At 65.0% G+C, this 21,413-nt stretch carries 21 protein-coding genes; 12 read left to right on the top strand and 9 right to left on the bottom strand.

Annotation, left to right across the window (positions count from 1 at the left end; all coding sequences use genetic code 11):
• Nucleotides 1–52 precede the first annotated feature (52 nt).
• Nucleotides 53–286, top strand: a complete 234-nt coding sequence (locus tag CK222_RS04665) for a hypothetical protein (protein WP_127403647.1) — start codon at nt 53–55, stop codon at nt 284–286.
• Between the two features lie 100 nt (nt 287–386).
• Here the strand turns inward: CK222_RS04665 and CK222_RS04660 are convergent, their stop codons facing one another.
• Nucleotides 387–1,406: an LLM class flavin-dependent oxidoreductase gene (locus CK222_RS04660; RefSeq protein ID WP_095799573.1), complete on the bottom strand. Its 1,020-nt coding sequence runs from the start codon at nt 1,404–1,406 to the stop codon at nt 387–389.
• A gap of 164 nt (nt 1,407–1,570) precedes the next feature.
• Nucleotides 1,571–3,064 (bottom strand): aldehyde dehydrogenase family protein, encoded by a 1,494-nt coding sequence (locus tag CK222_RS04655; protein WP_095799572.1) that lies wholly within the window; start codon nt 3,062–3,064, stop codon nt 1,571–1,573.
• Nucleotides 3,065–3,268: 204 nt separating this feature from the next.
• On the opposite strand from CK222_RS04655, the gene CK222_RS04650 reads away from it, so the two are divergent.
• Together CK222_RS04650 and CK222_RS04645 are read left to right on the top strand one after the other, a co-directional pair.
• Entirely contained in the window at nt 3,269–4,030 is a 762-nt protein-coding gene (locus CK222_RS04650; protein WP_095799571.1) for a COG4280 domain-containing protein, read from the top strand.
• A gap of 90 nt (nt 4,031–4,120) precedes the next feature.
• Entirely contained in the window at nt 4,121–4,339 is a 219-nt protein-coding gene (locus CK222_RS04645) for a hypothetical protein (protein WP_066991559.1), read from the top strand.
• Nucleotides 4,340–4,382: 43 nt separating this feature from the next.
• Here CK222_RS04645 and CK222_RS04640 read toward each other — a convergent pair whose 3' ends face one another.
• A complete protein-coding gene (locus CK222_RS04640) occupies nt 4,383–4,568 on the bottom strand; it encodes a hypothetical protein (protein ID WP_095799570.1) in 186 nt (61 codons plus the stop codon).
• A gap of 131 nt (nt 4,569–4,699) precedes the next feature.
• Nucleotides 4,700–5,332 (bottom strand): isoprenylcysteine carboxylmethyltransferase family protein, encoded by a 633-nt coding sequence (locus CK222_RS04635; RefSeq protein ID WP_095799569.1) that lies wholly within the window; start codon nt 5,330–5,332, stop codon nt 4,700–4,702.
• A 196-nt stretch (nt 5,333–5,528) separates the two neighbouring features.
• Between CK222_RS04635 and CK222_RS04630 the strand changes: the two genes are divergently transcribed.
• The 3 genes from CK222_RS04630 to CK222_RS04620 are packed head-to-tail and all read left to right on the top strand — an operon-like array spanning nt 5,529 to nt 8,027.
• Nucleotides 5,529–6,206 (top strand): winged helix-turn-helix domain-containing protein, encoded by a 678-nt coding sequence (locus tag CK222_RS04630; protein ID WP_066991553.1) that lies wholly within the window; start codon nt 5,529–5,531, stop codon nt 6,204–6,206.
• A gap of 56 nt (nt 6,207–6,262) precedes the next feature.
• Nucleotides 6,263–6,643: a YkvA family protein gene (locus CK222_RS04625; RefSeq protein ID WP_095799568.1), complete on the top strand. Its 381-nt coding sequence runs from the start codon at nt 6,263–6,265 to the stop codon at nt 6,641–6,643.
• 4 nt (nt 6,644–6,647) lie between these two features.
• Nucleotides 6,648–8,027: an ATP-binding protein gene (locus tag CK222_RS04620; RefSeq protein WP_095799567.1), complete on the top strand. Its 1,380-nt coding sequence runs from the start codon at nt 6,648–6,650 to the stop codon at nt 8,025–8,027.
• A 9-nt stretch (nt 8,028–8,036) separates the two neighbouring features.
• On the opposite strand, the gene CK222_RS04615 is transcribed toward CK222_RS04620, so the two are convergent.
• Nucleotides 8,037–8,903: a helix-turn-helix domain-containing protein gene (locus tag CK222_RS04615; RefSeq protein WP_095799566.1), complete on the bottom strand. Its 867-nt coding sequence runs from the start codon at nt 8,901–8,903 to the stop codon at nt 8,037–8,039.
• Between the two features lie 106 nt (nt 8,904–9,009).
• Between CK222_RS04615 and CK222_RS04610 the strand changes: the two genes are divergently transcribed.
• The 5 genes from CK222_RS04610 to CK222_RS04590 all read left to right on the top strand — a co-directional run bounded on the left by CK222_RS04610 (nt 9,010) and on the right by CK222_RS04590 (nt 15,420).
• On the top strand, nt 9,010–10,278 hold the full coding sequence (locus CK222_RS04610; protein WP_095799565.1) for an extracellular solute-binding protein: 1,269 nt from the start codon (nt 9,010–9,012) through the stop codon (nt 10,276–10,278).
• Between the two features lie 267 nt (nt 10,279–10,545).
• Nucleotides 10,546–11,406, top strand: coding sequence for a sugar ABC transporter permease (locus CK222_RS04605; RefSeq protein ID WP_067323545.1), 861 nt, complete (start codon nt 10,546–10,548; stop codon nt 11,404–11,406).
• Nucleotides 11,403–12,239 (top strand): carbohydrate ABC transporter permease, encoded by an 837-nt coding sequence (locus CK222_RS04600; protein WP_095776742.1) that lies wholly within the window; start codon nt 11,403–11,405, stop codon nt 12,237–12,239. The genes CK222_RS04605 and CK222_RS04600 overlap by 4 nt, the downstream gene beginning before the upstream one ends.
• 12 nt (nt 12,240–12,251) lie before the next feature.
• Entirely contained in the window at nt 12,252–13,337 is a 1,086-nt protein-coding gene (gene ugpC, locus CK222_RS04595; protein ID WP_095799564.1) for a sn-glycerol-3-phosphate ABC transporter ATP-binding protein UgpC, read from the top strand.
• Between the two features lie 55 nt (nt 13,338–13,392).
• Complete coding sequence (locus CK222_RS04590) at nt 13,393–15,420, top strand: aldo/keto reductase (protein ID WP_095799563.1); 2,028 nt, start codon at nt 13,393–13,395, stop codon at nt 15,418–15,420.
• Between the two features lie 170 nt (nt 15,421–15,590).
• Here the strand turns inward: CK222_RS04590 and CK222_RS04585 are convergent, their stop codons facing one another.
• Nucleotides 15,591–16,019, bottom strand: a complete 429-nt coding sequence (locus CK222_RS04585) for an Lrp/AsnC family transcriptional regulator (protein ID WP_067323535.1) — start codon at nt 16,017–16,019, stop codon at nt 15,591–15,593.
• A 114-nt stretch (nt 16,020–16,133) separates the two neighbouring features.
• Between CK222_RS04585 and CK222_RS04580 the strand changes: the two genes are divergently transcribed.
• A complete protein-coding gene (locus tag CK222_RS04580; protein ID WP_067323533.1) occupies nt 16,134–17,237 on the top strand; it encodes a saccharopine dehydrogenase family protein in 1,104 nt (367 codons plus the stop codon).
• Nucleotides 17,238–17,408: 171 nt separating this feature from the next.
• Here CK222_RS04580 and lpdA read toward each other — a convergent pair whose 3' ends face one another.
• The 3 genes from lpdA to CK222_RS04565 form a co-directional block, all read right to left on the bottom strand.
• The gene (gene lpdA, locus CK222_RS04575; RefSeq protein WP_095799945.1) at nt 17,409–18,806 is read right to left on the bottom strand and encodes a dihydrolipoyl dehydrogenase; all 1,398 of its coding nucleotides are present in this window, start codon (nt 18,804–18,806) and stop codon (nt 17,409–17,411) included.
• A gap of 276 nt (nt 18,807–19,082) precedes the next feature.
• The gene (locus CK222_RS04570) at nt 19,083–20,384 is read right to left on the bottom strand and encodes a dihydrolipoamide acetyltransferase family protein (RefSeq protein ID WP_095799562.1); all 1,302 of its coding nucleotides are present in this window, start codon (nt 20,382–20,384) and stop codon (nt 19,083–19,085) included.
• 13 nt (nt 20,385–20,397) lie between these two features.
• Nucleotides 20,398–21,411, bottom strand: coding sequence for an alpha-ketoacid dehydrogenase subunit beta (locus CK222_RS04565; RefSeq protein ID WP_095799561.1), 1,014 nt, complete (start codon nt 21,409–21,411; stop codon nt 20,398–20,400).
• Nucleotides 21,412–21,413 lie beyond the last annotated feature (2 nt).

Below are 21,413 nucleotides of genomic sequence, written 5' to 3'. Positions count from 1 at the left end.
GTTTCAACCGGGCACCGCCCCTTCCTGCATGCCCCACCACATGGGAACTCTCATGGAACTGCTCATCAACGCGGCGAACATTCTTTACGTGATTGCCTACTTCACGATGGACATGCTGCGCCTGCGAATGCTCACCCTGACGGCGGCAACCTGCCTGGCAGTATACTTCTACTGTCAGCCCGTCCCGATGTTGAACGTCGTGGCATGGAACGTCTTCTTCATCGGCCTGAACGTGGTCCACATCACCCGGATCGTGCGCGAGCGGTACACTGGCGCAGCGACCTGATTGCCGGTGGCAGTGCCTCAAAGCATCGCGTGCGCCGATTCGATCATGGCCCCGAAATCGAGTTTGGTCTCGCCTCGCGGCCGTCGAATCGCTCGATTGATCACCGCCAGCCGAGTGCCGGCGCGACGTGCTTCAGGATCGCCTCGATGACATGGGCGTTGTAGTCGACGCCGAGCTGGTTGGGCACGGTGAGCAGCAGCGTGTCGGCCTCGGCGATCGCTTCGTCTTGCCTGAGCTGCTCCACCAGCTTGTCCGGTTCCGCGGCGTAGGTGCGGCCGAATACGGCGCGCTTTTCCGGCTCGATATAGCCGAAATGATCCTCGCCCTCGCTGCCGCCGAAATAGGCGCGGTCCATGTCGTTGACCAAGGCGAAGATGCTGCGGCTCACCGACACCCGCGGCTCGCACGCATGGCCGGCTTCCTTCCAGGCGGCGCGGTAGGCTCTTATCTGCTCGGCCTGCTGGATGTGCAACGGCTGGCCGCCCTCGTCGAATTTCAGCGTCGAGCTCTGCAGGTTCATGCCGAGCTTGGCCGCCCATTCGGCGGTGGCGTTGGTGGCCGCGCCCCACCAGATCCGTTCGCGCAGGCCCGCCGAGAACGGCTCGAGCCTGAGCAATCCAGGCGGATTGGGAAACATCGGCCGCGGATTGGGCTGGGCAAAGCCTTCGCCGCGCAACAGATCGAGGAGGATCTCGGCGTGGCGGCGCGCCATGTCGGCATCGGTCTTGCCCTCTTCCGGCACGTAGCCGAAATAGCGCCAGCCATCGATCACCTGCTCGGGCGAGCCGCGGCTGATACCGAGCTGCAGCCGGCCGCCGGCGATGAGGTCGGCCGCACCCGCATCTTCGGCCATGTAGTGCGGGTTCTCGTAGCGCATGTCGATGACGGCGGTGCCGAGCTCGATACGCTTGGTCTTCGCGCCGGCCGCGGCAAGCAGCGGAAACGGCGAGGCGAGCTGGCGGGCGAAATGGTGGACGCGGAAATAGGCGCCGTCGGCGCCGAGCTCCTCGGCCGCGACTGCAAGGTCGATCGACTGCAGCAACGCGTCGGCGCCCGAGCGCGTGCCCGATTGCGGGGCGGGCGACCAGTGCCCGAACGACAGAAATCCGATCTTCTTCATGCGCTCTGTTCCGAGTCAGAGCGGCCCGCTCAACCGCTCTTGCTCTTGTGTTGCTCCAGCGCAATACCAGGAAAAACGTGCGACCGCTTTCCGCTTCGGAATTGCGCAACGCAAATAGTTGAAGCCATGCGGGTATTCAACGAAACGCGACCGGATACAGACCGTCAATCGATCCGGATCCAGACGCCCTTGGTGTTGAGATATTCGTCGAGATGCTCGGCGCCGCCCTCGCGGCCGTAACCGCTCATCTTGTAGCCGCCGAACGGCACGGCCGGGTCGATCGCGTGATAGGTGTTGACCCAGACCGAGCCGGCGCGCAGCCGGTTGGCGAGCTGGTGCGCCTTGCCGACATCCTTGGTGAACACGCCGGCGCCGAGACCGTAGGGCGTGTCGTTGCCGCGCCGCACCGCTTCGTCCAGCGTGTCGAAGGGCAGCGCCGAGATGATCGGCCCGAAGATTTCCTCGCGCGCGATGCGCATGCCGTCGGTGACGCCGGAAAACACGCCGGGCGTCATGAAATTGCCTGCGGCCAGCGCGCCCTTGGTGATGCGCTCACCACCTGTCACCAGCCGCGCGCCCTCGCGCGCGCCGTCCGCGATGAAGCCTGAGACGCGCTCGAGCTGTCTTGGCGAGATCAGCGGTCCGATCTCGGTCTCGGGGTCGGCGCCGTCGCCGATCCGCAGCTTTGCCGCGAAGGCCGCGACGCGTTCGACGAATTCGTCATAGATCGGCCGTTCGACGAAGAGCCGGGAGCCGGCGATGCAGACCTGGCCGGAATTCGCGAAGACCGACATGGCCGCCACCGGCACGGCGCGCTCGATGTCGGCATCGGCGAGCACGATCACCGGCGATTTGCCGCCTAGCTCCAGCGACACGCGCTTCATGTTGGCGGCCGAGGCGCGCAGAATCGCCTGGCCGGTGGCGGTCGAGCCGGTGAAGACCACCTTGTCGACATCCATATGCGCCGCGAGCGGCGCACCGGCTTCCGCGCCCGTGCCGGTCACGACGTTGACGACGCCCGGCGGCACGCCGGCCTCCTGCATCAGGTCGGCGATCAGAAGCGGCGTCAGCGGTGCCTCTTCCGACGGTTTCAGCACGATGGTGCAGCCGGTGGCCAGGGCTGGGCCGATCTTCCAGATCGAGGCGGCGGTGGGCGCATTCCACGGAATGATCGCGCCGACCACGCCGACCGGCTCCTTGCGCGTGTAGGAGACGATCTCGCCGGGCAGCGAATTGCCGATCGTCTGGCCGTGGATCGACGTCGCCATGCCGGCATAGAAGCGCAGCATGCCGAGCACGCGGTTGCGGTTGGCCAAAGTGCGGGTGATCGGCATGCCCATGTCGGTGGTGTCGGAAAGCGCCAACTCTTCCCAATGCCGCTCCATGAGATCGGCGATCTTCAACAGCAGCAGCTGGCGCTCATAGGGCTTGAGGCGGCTCCACGGTCCCTCGAAGGCGCGCCGCGCGGCGGCCACTGCCAGGTCGACGTCCTTGGAATCCGCAAGCGGCACGGTGCCCAGCACCGCGCCGGTGGCGGGGTTGCGCGTCTCGAAAGTCCGGCCGCTCACCGCATCGCGCCACTCACCGTCGATCATCATCTGCCGGTGCCGGCCGTCGATCGGCGTGCGCAGGGGAAGGTCTCTCAACGATAACGTCATCTGAAGCCGCTTCCTCTGATGAGCATGGCCTTATGCCACCGGCCTGCGCACGGGCGCAAGTTCGCCGCCGCGGTCGAGAATGTGCAGCCGGCGACGGCTGATTTGTCCATCCGCCATACTTTGTGCGTCATCGCCTGTTGAACAAGGCTGAACCGGCCCCGCCTTCCGAAAAGGGCGGCGAAACACGGACCTCGGTAGCCATTCATGCATGACCTGACGCCCGTTCTCTCCACCGTGGCCGCTTCGTTCCTGGCGTCCTTTGTCGAGGTGGTCGAAGCCTTCACCATCGTGCTGGCCGTCGGCGTGACGCGCGGCTGGCGGCCGGCGCTGACAGGCGCCGTCTCGGCGCTCGCCGTGCTGGCGGCGCTGGTGCTGGCTTTCGGACCGCTGCTGCAGCTGATCCCGATCACGCTCCTGCAATTCGTGGTCGGCGTGCTTCTTATCCTGTTCGGCATGCGCTGGCTGCGCAAGGCGATCCTGCGCAGCGCCGGGATCATCGCGCTCCGCGACGAAGAGGCAGCCTTTTCCAGGGAAACCGACGCGCTGACCCGCTACGCCAACGATCGTCGCGCCGGCTATCTGGCCGGCGTGGCGGCCTTCAAGGCGGTGCTGCTCGAAGGAGTCGAGGTGGTGTTCATCGTTATTGCGGTCGGGACCGCGCATGGCCAGACGCTCTATGCCGGTCTCGGAGCGCTGGCCGCATTCGTGCTTGTGATGCTGATCGGCCTCGCCATGCACCGGCCGCTGGCGCGGGTGCCGGAAAATGCGCTCAAATTCGTGGTCGGCCTGATGCTGACCAGTTTCGGCGTGTTCTGGACAGGCGAAGGCCTCGGCGCCGAATGGCCGGGCGACGATTTTGCGCTGCTTGCCATCTTCGTCGTCATCGCCGCGGCATCCTTCGCCATGGTGCGCTGGCTGCGCAACGCCCACGTGGCTGCTGCCAAAGCAATTCCAGGAAAAGTGTGAAACGGTTTTCCGTCCGGAATTGCGGTCAAAAAGAAACAGAGCGGCTTGCCGTTTCCGTGAAATGGTGAACCGCTCGAAGGGAATTGCCCGATGAAAATCGTCCGCCTCGTCCTGAAGGAGCTCGTCGGCATGTTCGTCGACGACGGCAGCCTTGCGCTTCTGGCACTGCTTCTGATCGCTTTGGTCGCCGGCGCCGTGAAGCTTCTGGCGCTGCCGCCGCTCCTCGGCGCTGTCCTGATCCTGATCGGCTGCCTGGCGATCCTTTTGGAAAGCACGAGGCGCGGCGCGCGCGGCGGAGGCAAAGGCTAAGCCGGCCTGATGGGTGGCGCGGGCCAATTCGACGCGACGCGCTTTAGGCTCGGAGGGCGCGACTTTCCTCGCCGATCGCGCGTTTGACGAAAAGCTCGGCGTGCTCGGCCCACTGGATTTCTGTGACGTTGTTCTCGCGAACCGATCGCTTGAAAGCTTCCCGCAACGCGTCGAGTTCAAACACCGACAACCGTCCGAGCGTATCGTGTTTCGACGTGCGAATTTCCATCACGCAGCCCAACAGCCCAAGTCATAAAGAGGTATATGCTTCGCCAGCTCGGACTCAAGGCATTGCCCCTGACTTCTTTTGGGTGCAATCGCTGGGCTTTTTAGCTCGGGCAGCGAAACGCCCAATCGCAATCAGTAGATTGTGAACAAGGTCGGCAGCATGCCGATCATACGAAAATGCTCGACCGCCTCGATAAGCGGAAAGAAGGCCAGAAAATATAGGCCGTCCCGGAACGTGCTTTTCAGCGCGCTGGTGGAAAAGACCCAGTGGGCCTCGTCGCGGTAGAGCATCGGATTCGGCCAGAAACGCGGCGTCCGCTCGGCATAGGCCGTGTAGGCGGCGCCGAACTTGCCGGACAGGAACTCGGCCTCCCGGCCGGCGGTGAACCGGAAGACGAGGAAGCTTGCAAGCCCAAGCATCGCCGCGGCCAGCACCGATCCGAACATCAGCCCGATACCCACCGCTCCGATGATCGAGAAGAAATAGAGCGGATTGCGGCTCATCGAGAACGGACCGGAGACGACCAGCTCGTCGTTCTTCCTGCCGCCGACATAAAGAATGCTCCACAGCCGGCCGAGAAAGCAGACGAGCACGAAGCCGAAGCCGGCCGTCTCCATCAGCTCGTGTCCGCTCGAGCCCTCGCTGAGGAACGGCTTGGCAAACAGCAGCAAGACGATGGCCGTCACTGCGGCGACCTGGACGACGATCAGGCGCTTGTGCTGGTCGAAGGCCTTTGGCGCTGACTTGAGCGATGTGTAAGCCATTCGATTTGAGTCACTCCGGCCGGGCCAGCGCTCCCCTAACCTTTCTCGCGCCCGGCGGCGAGGTCTTCCCATTATTTTCGATCATTCTTACGAATTTGTAAGGACCCGGACAGGCCTGCGTAAGTCCGGCTTGTGGGAATGGGGCCTCGCCGATGCTACCGTGCCGCTTGAACTCGACACCGGACGATAGGCCAAGATGCGACTGCTCCTGGTTGAGGATGACCCAAGGACTGCCGACTACATCGTCAGGGGACTGAGCGAGGCCGGGCACGCCTGCGATCTCCTGCGCAATGGCCACGAAGCGCTCGCCGCGGCAACCCGCAATGCCTATGACGTCATCGTTGCCGACCGTATGGTCCCCGGTCTCGACGGCCTGTCGATGATCAAGGCGGTGCGAGCGGCGGGCATCAAGACGCCGGCGATATTCCTGACCTCGATCGGCGGCGTCGACGACCGGGTGGAAGGGCTGGAGGCCGGCGGCGACGACTATCTGGTCAAGCCCTTCGCCTTTTCCGAACTGCTTGCCCGCATCAACGCGCTCGGCCGGAGGCCGGCGGCGCAGGAGCAGAAGACCAGCCTTCGTGTTGCCGACCTCGAAATGGACCTGATCATGCGGCGCGTGACCAGGCAGGGCAGGACCATCGACCTGCAGCCCCGGGAGTTCAGCCTGCTCGAAGTGCTGATGCGCGGCGAGGGCCGGGTGATTACCCGCACCATGCTTCTGGAGCGCGTCTGGGACTTCCATTTCGACCCCAAGACCAGCGTCGTCGAAACCCATATCAGCCGGCTCAGGGCCAAGGTCGACAGGCCGTTCGACGTGCCGCTCATCCATACCGTGCGCAACACCGGCTACAGCCTGCACGCGCAGGGTTGACGATCCATGCCTGATCGCATCTCGCGCCTCCGGCCGGCTGTCCGTATATAAGCGACATGGCGATGCTGGACTCCACAAGGCAATGGGCGCTTCGCATGAAGCGCGACGTCGTGGCGCTCTGGCTTGCCGCCCGCGATCCACGCGTCCCCTGGTACGCAAAGGTCGTGGCCGGCGCGGTCGCGGCCTATGCGCTGAGCCCTGTCGACCTCATTCCGGATTTCATTCCGATCATCGGCTATCTGGACGATCTTGTAATCGTTCCGCTCGGCATCCTGCTTGCGGTAAAGCTGGTTCCGGCCGGGCTCATGCGGGAATTCCGCGACACCGCCACGCGCAGCACCCGGCCGGTCAGCCTGACCGGTCTGATCTTCATGATTGCCGTCTGGATCGTGGCGGCCCTGGCCCTGCTATGGCTGTTCTGGCCGAGCCCCGCCTGAAACGATGAAGGAAGCACGCCCCAGCCTGCTGCGCAGCACGCCGTTCCGCCTGGCACTGACCTTTGCCTTCCTGTTCGTGCTCGCCTTCATCCTGTCCGGCGCGGTCGTCTATCAGCTGATGAGCGCCGATCTGGCGAGGCGGCTCGATAAGTCCATCAAGGAGACCTATTCGGTCGTTGCCCTGACCTATGCCGCCAACGACAAGGAGGATCTTGTCGCCTCGGTCAACAACAACGCCGACCTCAGCCCCGACAAGGACCAGCTTTTCTCGCTGACCGACCCCGCCGGCAACCGTCTGGCAGGCAATTTCACCGCCTCCGGCCTGCCCGACGGTTTCTCGATGTTCGCCGCCAGATTGCCGGGCGTGCCGCCCGACACGATGTACCGCGCCTATACCGGCGAGGTCGGCGGCAACAATCTGACGGTTGCCTTCTCGCTTGCCGAGACGGACGAGTTGAAGACCATCGTGCTGATGAGCTTCGGCTGGGGCACGCTGTTTATCACCGGGCTCGCCATTGCCGGCGGCGCCCTGCTCGCCTCGCGCGTCCAGCGGCGGCTCGACGGCATTGCCGCCACCATGGTCGACGTCTCGCACGGACGGCTCGACGCGCGCATCCCGTTGACCGGCAATGGCGACGACATCGACGCCGTGTCCACCCAGGTGAACGCAGCCCTCGACCGCTTGTCGGGCCTGGTCGACGGCATGCGGGAGGTGAGCGCCAACATCGCGCACGACCTGAAGACGCCGCTCAACCGCCTGCAGATGATCCTGGAGCAGGCTGCCGACAAGACCGCCTCCGGCGAGACCGTTTCAGCCGAGCTGGCCGATGCGCGCAGCGAAAGCCGGCAGATCAACGACACCTTCGATGCGCTGCTGCGCATCGCTCAGATCGAGGCCGGCGCGCGCAAGGCCCGCTTTGTCGATCTCGACGTCGGCAGTGTCGTCGACACCATCGGCGAGGTCTATGCCGACGTCGCCGAGGATGACGGAAAATCGTTGTCGACGACGCTCGTTCCGGACACCAAATGGTACGTCCACGGGGACCGCGACCTGCTGATGCAGATGCTCGCCAACCTGGTCGAGAACGCGCTCAGGCACTGTCCCCCCGGCACAGCGATCGAGCTGTCGGTGACAAGGCAGGGCGAGCGTGTCCTCGTCCATGTCCGCGACGATGGGCCCGGCATTCCGGCCGGCGAGCGCGAAAAGGTCTTTCAGCGGCTTTACCGGCTGGATTCCAGCCGCACGAGGCCGGGCAGCGGCCTCGGCCTAAGCCTCGTCAAGGCGGTCGCGGACCTGCATGGCGCGTCGATCACGCTGGAGGACAACCATCCAGGGCTTGCCGTCATCGTCGACTTCCCCGCGGTGACGGAGCCGGCCGCCTGACGGCGGGCTTCAGCGCACGCCCGCCCTGCGAAAATCGGAGGGCGACATGCCGGCAAGCTTGCGGAACGACTTGTTGAAGGCGCTGAGCGAGCCGAAGCCCGAGTCCATGGCGACCTTCAGCACATTGGCGCCCTCATGCATCAAAAGCGCCTGGGCATAGCTCAGCCGCAGCAGATTGACATATTCGTTGAGCGTCATGCCGGTCGATTTCTTGAACAGGCTCATGGCGTATTTCGGATGGATGTCGGCCGCCGCCGCGATGTTCACGCAGTCGATGTCGTAGAGGAAATTCTCGGCGATGAAATCGCACATGCGCCCGACATTTCGCGAGGACTGCTGGTCGAAGGCGCTGCCGGCGCCGTGTCCGGACGCGGTTGCCGGCACCAGCCGGTACGGCTCGAAGCGCACGCGCTCCAACCGCAAGAGCAGCTCGTTGACGGCGTGTTCGGCCTTGGCCGCATCGCCCGAGCGCGCATACTCGTTCCAGCGCTTGAAATTGTCGTTGTCGGACTGGTCGGTGGCATTCGTCACCAGCGTCGCGCCCGTCATCAGCCGATGCCGGACATCGGCCGGCAGATGCAGCCTGAAGAAATGCACCAGCGGCAGATGCGCGCCGGCATAGATGGCGTCATCGGTGAGATCATCCATCTGGTGCGGCAGCCCGCCCCAGAACAGGCACATCTCACCGGCAGAGAGCGCGATCTCATGCTCGGCCATGCGGTAGTGCACGCTGCCGCGCACGATGAAGTTGACCTCGACCTGGGCGTGCCAATGCGGCTTCAGCATCACCAACGGCTGGTTGTGGAACATCTGCAAGGCCAGCGGCAGGCCTTCGACGCTGCTCGCGCCTGGCTGGTAGAACGGACGCTGAGGCATCTTACTTTCCGCCAATTTCTTATTCCCTTTGTCGGGGACAAGCCTTCCGCGCCGCATAATCTAGCCAGGCTCACGGTGAGAGAGCAAACGAAATGGGAGGATTTCAATGCGCACCACACTGACCTGCGCCGCGCTTTTGCTTGCCCTGGGCTCCGGCCCCGCTTTGGCGCAATCCGGCGAACTCACGATCTGGAGCTGGAACATCGCCGCTTCGTCGCTGAAGGCCACCGTCGCGGGCTTCAACAAGAAGTACCCCGACATCAAGGTCACCGTTCAGGACCTCGGCAACCAGCCGACCTATGACAAGTCGATCGCCGGCTGCGCCGCCGGTGGTGTCGGCCTGCCCGACATCGTCTCGATCGAGAACGGCGAGGCCGAGAACTATTGGAGCCAGTTCCCGGACTGCTTCGTCGACCTGCACACGCTGGGCTACAGCGCGGAAGACCAGAAGAAATTCCCCGATTTCAAGCGCACCGAGCTCGAAGTCGGCGACAAGGCCTATGCGATGCCCTGGGATTCCGGCCCGGTCGCCGTCTTCTACCGCCGCGACTTCTACGAGAAGGCCGGTGTCGACCCCGCATCGATCAAGACCTGGGATGATTTCATCGCCGCCGCCAAGAAGATCCAGGCCGCCAACCCCGGCGTCACAATGACCAACGCCGACTTCAACGGCGATACCGAATTCTTCCGCATGATCTCCAACGAGCAGGGCTGCGCCTATTTCGCCGAGGACGGCCAGTCGATCACGGTCAACCAGCCGAAATGCGTCGACGCCATGACCAAGGTCAAGGAAATGAAAGACGCCGGCATCGTTTCGTCGGCCGACTGGTCGACCAAGATCACCAACAACACCGCCGGCACCGTCGCCACCCAGGTCTATGGCGGCTGGTATGAGGGCACCATCCGCACCGAATCGCCGAAGGAGAGCGGCAAATGGGGCGTCTACCTGATGCCGAGCCTGACCGCCGACGGCCCGCGCGCCGCCAATCTCGGCGGCTCCTCTTTGGCCATCACCTCGGCCAGCAAGAACAAGGAAGCGGCCTACGCCTATCTGAAATACACGCTGGAGACCAATGAAGGCCAGATCACCATGCTGAAGGATTTCGGCCTGGTGCCGTCGCTGATTTCCGCGCTCGACGATCCTTACGTCGCGCAGGGCCAGCCCTATTGGGGCGGCCAGGCGGTCTGGAAGGATATCCTCGCCACGCTGCCGAAGGTCGTGCCGAGCCGCGGCACGCAGTTCCAGAGCGATGCCGAGATCATCGTGCGGGCCGTGCAGACCAAGTATCTTGCCGGCGGCTATCCCGATGCCAAGGCCGCACTCGACGACGCCGCCAGCCAGATCGCCTCTGCGACGGGCCTGCCGGTCAAGTGAGCGTCGCTTTTCCTTCTCCCCTTGTGGGAGAAGGTGGATTGGCGCCTAGCGCCAAGACGGATGAGGGGTGTTGGACGGATTGCCGTCGTTGCCAAGCTGGAACACCCCTCATCCGGCCGCTTCGCGGCCACCTTCTCCCACAAGGGGAGAAGGCAAGACAGGGCAGCGCCTGCATCGACCATTGGCACTGCTCCAGCAATTCAACACATGATCAACACCGCGCCCGCTAGGAAGGCGCGACCCGAAACTGGAAGGAGGAGGAACACGATGCGCTACCGCAACGCCGCCGCGTATCGCTTCCTCACGCCTTATCTCCTGATCTTCGCCATCTTCTGGATCTGGCCGATCATCAGCTCCTTCCTGATCTCCTTCCAGGCGACCCGCACCGTGCCGTGGCGCTTCGCGCCGACCTTCAACTGGGGCCGCCTGATCGGCGACCCCGCCTTCTTCAACGCGCTGAAGAACACGCTGCTTATCCTCGTCATCCAGGTTCCGGTGATGATCTCGCTGGCGGTCGTGATGGCGGTGCTTTTGAATTCGCCGCTGCTCAAGGCGCGCGGCCTCTACCGCTTTGCGTTCTTCGCCCCGGTCGTGGTCGGCGAGGTCGCCTATTCGGCGGTGTTCCGGCTGATGTTCAGCCTCGATTTCGGCATCGTCAACAAGCTCTTGAACAGCGTCGGCCTGGAGAAGATCGACTGGTTCTCCAACGTCACGCCGGCCATGGCGCTGATCATGATCGCGGTGACCTGGCGCTGGGCCGGCTACAACGCCATCATCATTCTTGCCGGCCTGCAATCCATTCCCGATGACGTCTACGAGGCCGCCACGCTCGACCGCGTCAGCAAGGTGAAGCAGTTCTTTTACATCACCCTGCCGCTGTTGAAGCCGGTCATCGTCTTTTGCGCCGTGCTGTCGATCATCGGCACCATGCAGCTCTTCACCGAACCCTTCCTGATCACCGAACGCGGCGGGCCGGGCGGCGGCACTGAAACCCTTGGCCTCCTGCTTTACCGCCAGGGCTTCCGCTCGCTCAATTTCGGCTATGCCTCGGCGATCGCCTACACCATGGCGGGCCTCGCCATCGCCATCACTTTGGTGCAGCTCTGGCTGACGAGGGAGCCGAAATGACCTCGCGCTCGCAAAGGCGGCTCGGACGCAGCATCCTGCTGCATCTCGTCCTGACGCCGCTGGCGCTGATCTGGCTGTTCCCGCTGTGGATGATGGTGGTGTTCTCCACCATGCCCGACAACGGCATCTTCAGCCCCGGCATCGAGCTTCTGCCGCATGACAGCTTCCTCGACAATTTCAACAATCTGCAGCGCGACACCAATTTCGTCGGCGCGATCGGCATCTCGGTCTCGGTGGCGGTGACCTACACTTTTCTCTCGGTACTGCTGACCTCGATGGCCGGCTGGGCGCTGGCGCGCTACGACTTCCTCGGCAAGGGCGTGGTGGTGGCGATCATCTTCGGCACCATCACGCTTCCCTACGCCGTGGTGCTGATCCCGCAATTCATCATGGTGGCGCGCGACTTCCAGCTCGCCAACACCTGGATCGCGCTGATCGTGCCGCCGCTGTTCAATTCGCTCGGCGTGCTCTTCATGCGCCAGGCCTTTTCGATGATGCCGGCCGAGCTGTTCGACGCGGCGAGGGTCGAAGGCGTGAAGGAATGGCGCATCTTCCTGTTCGTGGCGCTGCCCTTGGCGCGGCCGATGCTGGCGGCCCTCGCCATCATCCTCTTCCTCGCCTCGTGGAACAACTATCTCTGGCCGCTTTTGATCAACAGCCAACCCGGCGCGATGACGGCGCCGGTGGCGCTCGGCACGCTGATCGGCCTGACCAAGGTGTCGTGGGGCGGCATCATGGCCGGCGCCGTCATGCTGACCGTGCCGATGCTGATCGTCTTCGTGCTGCTGCAGCGCCATTTCATCGCCGGCATCGCCGCCGGCGCGGTCAAATAGGATAGGAACGAGATGGCCGCCGTCACCCTCACCAATGTCGTCAAGCGTTTCGGCACCTTCGAGGTCGTCCATGGCGCCAATATCGACATTGCCGACGGCGAGTTCGTCGTCTTCGTCGGCCCGTCGGGATGCGGCAAGTCCACGCTTCTTCGCATGGTCGCCGGGCTGGAGGACATCAGCGGCGGCGAGATCGCCATCGGCGGCAAGGTGGTCAACGATGTCGAGCCGGCCGACCGCGGCATCGCCATGGTGTTCCAGTCTTACGCGCTCTATCCGCACATGACGGTGGAGCAGAATTTGAGCTTCGGCCTGCGCATGAACGGCAATCCGAAGGCCGACACCGAACGGCGGGTCAAGCGCGCCGCCGAAATCCTTTGCATAGACGAGCTGATGCAGCGTCGGCCGAAGCAATTGTCCGGCGGCCAGCGCCAGCGCGTCGCCATCGGCCGCGCCATCGTGCGCGAGCCGCAGGTCTTCCTGTTCGACGAGCCGCTTTCGAATCTCGACGCCGAACTGCGGGTGCAGATGCGTGTCGAGATCTCGCGCCTGCACAAGGAGCTCGGCGTCACCATGATCTATGTGACGCACGACCAGACCGAGGCGATGACGCTGGCCGACCGCATCGTCGTGCTCAAGGCCGGCAATGTCGAGCAGATCGGCGCCCCGCTCGACCTTTACGACGATCCGGCCAACCGTTTCGTCGCCGGTTTCATCGGTTCCCCGAAGATGAATTTCATCGCGGCGAAGGTCGTCGATTTGTCCAACAGCGCCGCGACCGTCGAGCTCGTCAATCATGGCGGCGCCAGGCTGCGCAAGCCGCTCTGCGGCCCCTTGCCGGCGCCCGGCGCGGAGGTCGTGCTCGGCGTCAGGCCGGAGCATTTCTTCGAGGCCGGCGAGGGCGACTGCGACATTCCGGCGAAGGCCGACGTCGCCGAGCATCTGGGCTCGGTCAGCTATGTCTACGCCGATGCCGGGCCGGAGGAGCTGATCATCGAGCGCGAGGCTAGGCGCCAGCGCGCCGGCAGCGACCACTTCACCGTCTCGATCAAGGCCGAGCGCTCGCTGCTCTTCGACAAGACAGGCGCCAGGATTCGCTGACTTTCCTTTCTGCCCGATCGCGAAGGCGTGGCGGCGACCGCATGGAGAATTCGACATGACATCCGGAAAAATTCGCTGGGGCATCCTCGGACCCGGCAGCATCGCCAAATCCTTTGCCGGCGGCCTGGCGCAGTCGCGCACCGGCGAACTGGTCGCGCTCGGCGCTCGCAATCCCGGCAAGCCGGGCCTTGCCGAGACGTTTCCGGGCGCGCGCATCCTCGACGGCTATGGCGCGCTGCTTGCCGACGAGGACGTCGATGCGGTCTATATTTCGATCCCGCATCCAGGCCATGCCGAATGGGCGATCAAGGCGGCAGAAGCCGGCAAGCATGTGCTGTGCGAAAAGCCGCTGGCGCTCACCGCCTTCGAGGCCGACGCCATGATGCATGCGGCGCGAATAGCGGGCACCTTCCTGGGCGAAGCGTTCATGTACCGGCTGCATCCGCAGACGCTGCAGCTGGTCGAGCTGATCAAATCGGGCGCCATCGGCGAGGTCCGCATGATCAAGTCGAGCTTCGGCTTCGCTATGCCGGGCTTCATGCCGGAGCACCGGCTCTACGCCAACGAGCTGGCCGGCGGCGGCATCCTCGACGTCGGCGGCTACCCGGTCTCGATGGCGCGGCTGATTGCCGGCGCCGCGGCGGGAAAGCCTTTCCTCGAGCCGGACAAGGTCGTCGGTGCGGCCCATCTCGGCCAGTCCGGCGTCGATGAATGGGCCTCGGCGCTGCTCCATTTCCCCGGCGGCATCGTCGCCGACGTCTCGTGCAGCATCTCGCTTAACCAGGACAATGTCCTGCGCATTTTCGGCACCAACGGCCAAATCGAGGTGCCGGACTTCTGGTTCGCCGGTGGCAACCGCGATGTCGGACCGGGCCGGATCGAGGTGATCCGGTCCGGCGGCACGCGCGAGGTGATCAGTGTCAACGAGACCCGCCACCTCTATTCCTTCGAGGTTGACGCCGCCGGCGAGGCGATCCTGGCCGGCCGCCAGGAATTCGCCTGGCCGGGCATGGGCTGGGCCGACAGCCTGGGCACGCTGCGCGTTCTCGACAAATGGCGCGCCGCCGTCGGGCTGGAGTACGAGATCGAAAAGCCGGCTAAGCGCGTCAACACCATCTCCGGCCGGCCGCTCGGCGCCAACGGCACCGCCATCGGCAAACGCGCGATTCCCGGCCTGCCGAAGCCCGTCTCGCGGCTGGCGCTCGGCTTCGAGGATTTCCGCACCTTCTCCTCGGGCTCGATCCTGCTCGACGCCTATTTCGAAGCCGGCGGCAACCTGTTCGACACCGGCTTCGTCTATGGCGCCGGCTACACCGAGACGCTGCTCGGGCAATGGCTGAGCAATCGCGGCGTGCGCCAGCAGTCGGTCATCATCGCCAAGGGCGCGCACACGCCGCTCTGCTATCCCGATGTGATCGGCAAGCAGCTTGCCCAGACGCTCGACCGGCTGCAGACCGACCATGTCGACATTTATTTCATGCATCGCGACAATCCGGACGTGCCGGTCGGCGAGTTCGTCGATGCCATGGACCGCGAGGTCAAGGCCGGCCGCATCCGCGGCCTGTTCGGCGGCTCCAACTGGACGATGGAGCGTATGGACGCGGCGATCGCCTATGCCGAACGCACCGGCAAGCAGAAGCCGGGCGCGCTTTCCAACAATTTTTCGCTGGCCGAGATGCTGGAGCCGATCTGGGCCGGCTGCATCACCTCTTCCACCGACGATTGGAAAGCTTGGCTGACGGCGCGGCAGATGCCCAACTTCGCCTGGTCGAGCCAGGGCCGTGGCTTCTTCACCGACCGCGCCGGCCGCGACCGCACCGACAATGAAGAGCTGGTGCGGGTCTGGTATTCGGAAAAGAACTTCGGCCGCCGCGACCGCGCCATCGAACTTGCAAGCAGGCTCGGCAAAAGCCCGATCCATGTCGCGCTCGCCTATGTCCTGGCGCAGCCCTTCCCGTCCGTTCCCCTGATCGGCCCGCGCACGCTGGACGAGCTGGAGGACAGCCTCAAGGCGCTGGATATTGCGCTGTCGCCGGACGATCTGGAGTGGCTGGACAACGGGCCGGAGAGACGGAGGGCGTAGCGCCAATCTCCCCCCTCGAGGGGGAGATGGCCGCAAAGCGGCCAGAGGGGGTCGGTCCGACTGGGCTCGGCCTGCTGCGGCAGATGGAGTTGGCGCTCCACGCGAGGCGACCTCCTCTGGCCTGCCGGCCATCTCCCTCACTTGGGGGGAGATTGGCAGTTTCGCTGCCCTCACCGATCAACCCGCGTCGACAAGATGATCGACGACGACGTCCGCTCTACTCCCTCCATTGTCCCGATCTGATCGAGCAGCGCGTCGAGATCGCGGATCGACGGCGCGTCGACGATGACGATCATGTCGAAATTGCCGCTCACCGAATGCACCGTCCGGACCGGCGGCATCGCCTCCAGGCTACGCACCACCTTGTCGGCGAGTTTCGGCGTGACGGTGAGCAGCACATGCGCCTTGACCAGACCCTGCTCATAGTCGGGCGACAGCCTGACGCCGTAGCCGGCGATGATGCCGCGCTGCTCCAGCCGCTCGATCCGGCTCTGCACCGTGGTGCGCGACACGCCGAGCTTTCTCGCCAGCTCGGCGGTGGAGGCGCGCGCGTTGGCGCGCAGCAGCGTCAGCAGGGCCTGTTCAGCTTCACTGATCATTTCGACGAAACCCTTCGGCAAATTGCGCTATGTTCATCTTCACTTTGCCAGATTCCGAGCTTCCTTTCGACAGGCAAGCTGCGATGATTCCTTCGACCTGACAGGGGTATCGTCATGAAAAACATTGTTGTCGTCGGCGCCGGCAAGATCGGCTCGACCATCGCTGAAATGCTTACTACCACGGGAGACTACCGCGTCACGGTGGTCGACCGCTCGGCGGCCCAGCTCGCCGCAGCCGAATTGCCGGCCGGCGTCGAGAGCAAGGAGCTCGACATCGCCGTGCCCGGCGCGCTTGAGGCAGCGCTTGCCGGCAAATTCGCCGTGCTGAGCGCCGCGCCCTTCCACCTCACCACCCGCATCGCCGAGGCTGCGGCGAAGGCGGGCGTGCATTATCTCGACCTCACCGAGGACGTCGCCAGCACCCGTCGGGTCAAGGAGCTGGCGCGCGAGGGCAAGAGCGCCTTCATCCCGCAATGCGGCCTGGCGCCGGGCTTCATCTCGATCGTCGCCAACGATCTGGCCAGCCGCTTCGACACGCTGGAAAGCGTGCGCATGCGCGTCGGCGCGCTGCCGCAATATCCGTCGAATGCGTTGAACTACAATCTCACCTGGAGCACCGACGGCGTCATCAACGAATATTGCGAGCCATGCGAGGCGATCGTCGAGGGCGAGCTGGTCGAGGTGCCGCCGCTGGAGGAGCGCGAGGAATTCTCGCTCGACGGCGTCACCTATGAGGCTTTCAATACCTCCGGCGGTCTCGGCACTCTGGCCGAGACGCTGAAGGGTAAGGTGCGGACCCTGAACTACCGCACCATCCGCTATCCCGGCCATGCCGCGATCATGAAGGCGCTGCTCAACGACCTCGGGCTGCGCCACCGCCGCGACGTGCTGAAGGACATTTTCGAGAGCGCCCTGCCGGCGACGCTGCAGGATGTCGTCATCGTCTTCGTCACCGTCTCGGGCCGCCGCAACGGTCGCCTGCTGCAGGAGACCTACGCCAACAAGATCTATTCGCACCGCGTCGGCAACCTCGTTCGCAGCGCCATCCAGATCACCACCGCCTCCGGCATCTGCGCCGTGCTCGACATGCTGGCCGACGGCACGCTGCCGGCGAAAGGTTTCGTCCGGCAGGAAGACATCGCGCTCGACGCATTTCTGGCCAACCGCTTCGGCCGAGCCTACGCCCAGCACGAGACGGCGAGCCGCCTGGCGGGCTGAGCTGTGTGATCTCCCCCCTTGAGGGGGAGATGTCGCCGAAGGCGACAGAGGGGGGTCCTCTCAGCCAGTGCAGCGCATGTGAAAGCCAAAGAGGAAGTCAGCGCTTCACGCGCGGCGACCCCCTCTGGCCTGCCGGCCATCTCCCCCTCAAGGGGGGAGATCACGCTCCCTCTAAACATGCAGCGCGTGCCCGAGCGCCTTCAGCGCCGCTTCCTGGAAGCCCTCGCCCTGGGTCGGATGCGCATGAATGGTGCCTGCTATATCCTCCAGCCGCGCGCCCATTTCGAGCGCCAGGCCAAAGGCCGCGGCCAGTTCCGAAACGCCCTGCCCGACCGCCTGGATGCCCAGCACCAGATGGTTGTCCGCGCGGGCGACGATGCGCACGAACCCGTCCTCGCCTTGCCTGGTCATGGCGCGGCCGTTGGCGGCGAACGGAAAATGTCCGATCTTGATCTCGCCGGCGAGCGCCTTCGCCTCGTCCGGCGACAGGCCGGCGGTGACCAGCTCGGGATCGGTGAAGCAGATCGCCGGGATCGCGCGCTTGTCCCAGCCTCGCTTGTGGCCGGCGACGATCTCGGCCACCATCTCGCCCTGCGCCATCGCCCGGTGCGCCAGCATCGGCTCTCCGGTGACATCGCCGATAGCGTAGATGCCCCGCATCGAGGTGCGGCACTGGTCGTCGATGCGGATGAATCTTCCGACCATGTCGAGGTCGATCTGCTCCAGCCCCCAGCCCTCGGTGAGCGGCTTGCGCCCCACCGTCACCAGGACCCTGTCGGCGGCGAGCTTGGCGTTCTTGCCATCTGCCATCTCGACCAGCAGCGCATCGCCCTTGGTCGACAGCCCCTTGGCCTTGGCACCCAGCATCACCTCGATGCCGAGCTCGCCGAGCCGCTTCAGCACCGGCCGCGTCAGCTCGGCATCATATTGCGCAAGCACGCGCGGCAGGGCTTCGACCACGGCGACCTTGGCGCCCATCTTGGCGAAGGCCATGCCGAGCTCGAGCCCGATATAGCCGCCGCCGACGACGGCGAGCTTGTCCGGCACCTCGCTCAGCGCCAGCGCTTCGGTCGACGAGATGACCGGGCCGCCGAAGGGCAGGAACGGCAGTTCGGCCGGCACCGAGCCGCTGGCGATCACCACCGCCTCGGCGCGGATCACCTGGCTTCCCGTCTCGGTCTCGACCTCGACGGTCTTGCCGTCGCGGAACGTCGCCCAGCCCTGCACGGTCTTGACCTTGGCCTTCTTCAGCAGCCCAGCGACGCCGCTGTTCAGCCGGCTAACGATGCCGTCCTTCCATGCGACCGTCTTGGTCAGGTCGAGCGTCGGCGGGGCGACCGCGATGCCGAGCGGCCCCTTGCCGCCGGCGATGTGCGCGATCTTCTCGAACTCTTCCGCCGCGTGAATGAGCGCCTTGGACGGGATGCAGCCGACATTGAGGCAGGTGCCGCCCGGCTTGCCGAACTCGACGATCACCGTGTCGACGCCGAGTTGCCCGGCGCGGATGGCGCAGACATAGCCGCCCGGACCGGCGCCGATGACGAGCAGCTTGCAGGAGATCTCTTTCATGGGCTTCTCGTTGCTGAGCACGGGGATTTTGGCAGAGGGTTAGGGCCTGGCGAACGCAGACCGTGGCGATTGGCCGATATCCGTGGAATCTCGTCATCCTGGGGCGGAGCAAGGAGCGTAGCGACGCGCGTAGACCCCAGGATCCATGCCGTGACGTGAAGGCGTTGCAACGGTCCAGAATTCTGGTCCGCCGCGCCCTTCGGGCGAGGTCGCGGCATGGATCCTCGGGTCAAGCCCGAGGATGACGAGGGGGCAACGTCGTCCGTATCCATACGACTATTCCACGAAGATCAGCGCCGGCGTCTCAAGCAACGCCTTGATCCGCTGCACGAAAACCGCGGCGTCCCAGCCGTCGATGACGCGATGGTCGAAGCTGGACGACAGATTCATAATCTTGCGCGGAAGGAACTGCGCGCCGTCCCATACCGGCCGCACCATGATCTTGTTGACGCCGACGATCGCCACTTCCGGATAATTGATGACCGGCGTGGTCGCCACGCCGCCCATCGCCCCGAGCGAGGTGATGGTGATGGTCGAGCCGGAAAGCTCATCGCGCGTCGCCGTGCCGGACTTGGCCGCGTCGGCAAGCCGGTTGATCTCGGCGGCGCTTTCCCAGAGGTCGCGCGCCTCGGCATGCTTGACCACCGGCACGACGAGCCCGGTCGGCGTCTGGGCGGCGATGCCGACATGGATGCCCGCGTGTTGGTGAATAACGCCGGCCTCGTCGTCGAACAGCGCGTTGAGGTTCGGCTGATCGGCGATCGCCTTGACCATTGCCCGCATCAGGAACGGCAGCAGCGTCAGCTTCGGCCGGTCTTGCCGCTTCTCTTTGTTGAGCGCCGCGCGCAGTTCTTCCAGCGCCGTGACGTCGATCTCCTCGACATAGGTGATATGGGGAATGTGCGACTTTGCGAGCGCCATCTTCTCGGCGATCTTGCGCCGCAGCCCGACGACCTTGATGTCCTCGATGCCCTCCTTGCGGGCAAGGCCGGTGGCGCGGGCAAGCCGCGGGCCGCGCGCCAGGAAGGCCTCGATGTCCTCATGGCTGATGCGCCCGGCCGGACCGCTGCCTGCAACCTGGCGCAGATCGATGCCGGCTTCCTTGGCGCGCAGTCGGACGGCAGGAGAAGCCAGCGGCTTTTCGCCTTCCGCGCGCGGCGCGCCGATGACGGACGCCGGGCGCCCAGCCTTCGGTGCCGCGACGGAAGGCTGTGCCGGTTTCGGCGCCGCTTTCGAGGCGTCCGACAGCGGTTGGGACTTTGCCTCCACGGGCTCGGCCGGCGCTTCTGCCTTCGGCGCGGCCTTGGCACCGCTGCCTGCTTTCACGTTGCCTTCGCCGGCGATTTTGAGCCGCACGATCGGCGAGCCGATCGCCACCGTGTCGCCGATCTCGGCGCCGAGCCAGAGGATCTCGCCATCGACCGGCGAGGGGATCTCGACGGTCGCCTTGTCGGTCATGACGGCCGCCAGCACCGCATCCTCGCGCACCAGGTCGCCGATCTTGACATGCCATTCGACAAGCTCGGCCTCGGCGACGCCTTCGCCGACATCGGGAAGCTTGATGACATATTCGCCCATCGTCCGGCCCCCCTCAGGCTTCCATGGTCTCGACGAGCGCGCGCCCGACCCGCGCGGGGCCGGGGAAATACTCCCACTCCTGCGCATGCGGATAGGGCGTGTCCCAGCCGGCGACCCGCGCCACTGGCGCCTCCAGATGGTAGAAGCAGTTCTCCTGCACCAGCGCCGCGAGCTCGGCGCCGAAGCCGGAGGTCAGCGTCGCCTCATGCACGACGACGCAGCGCCCGGTCTTCTTCACCGAGGTGACGATCGTGTCGAGGTCGAGCGGCAGGAGCGTCCTGAGGTCGATGATTTCGGCATCGATGCCGGTTTCCGCGGCCGCGGCCTGCGCGACATAGACCATGGTGCCGTAGGCGAGCACGGTGACCGCCGAGCCTTGCCGGCGGATCGCCGCCTTGCCGAGCGGTACGGTGTAATGGCCATCCGCCACCTCGCCGAGCTCGTGCTTCGACCAAGGCGTCACCGGGTTGTCGTGATGGCCGTCGAAGGGGCCGTTGTAGAGCCGCTTCGGTTCCAGGAAGATGACCGGGTCCGGATCCTCGATCGCGGCGATCAATAGCCCCTTGGCGTCATGCGGATTGGACGGCACCACTGTCTTGAGGCCGGAGACATGCGTGAACAGCGCTTCCGGGCTCTGGCTGTGCGTCTGGCCGCCGAAGATGCCACCGCCGGTCGGCATCCTGACGACGATCGGGCAGGTGAAATCGTTGTTGGAGCGATAGCGCAGCCGCGCCGCCTCCGAGACGATCTGGTCGTAAGCCGGATAGACATAGTCGGCGAACTGCACCTCGACGCAGGGCCTCAGCCCATAGGCGGCCATGCCGATCGCCGAGCCGACAATGCCGGATTCGCTGATCGGCGCATCGAAGCAGCGGTTCTTGCCGTATTTGGCCTGCAGGCCCTGCGTGCAGCGGAACACGCCGCCGAAAAAGCCGACATCCTCGCCATAGACGATGACGCGCTCGTCGCGCGCCATCGAGACATCCATGGCGTCGCGGATCGCCTCGATCATGGTGCGTCTGGGCATCG

This window comes from Mesorhizobium sp. WSM3866, assembly GCF_002294795.1.
GTDB lineage: Bacteria > Pseudomonadota > Alphaproteobacteria > Rhizobiales > Rhizobiaceae > Mesorhizobium.
Note: the sequence above shows the minus strand (reverse complement) of the source record. Positions and strands in the feature narration are given on the sequence as shown.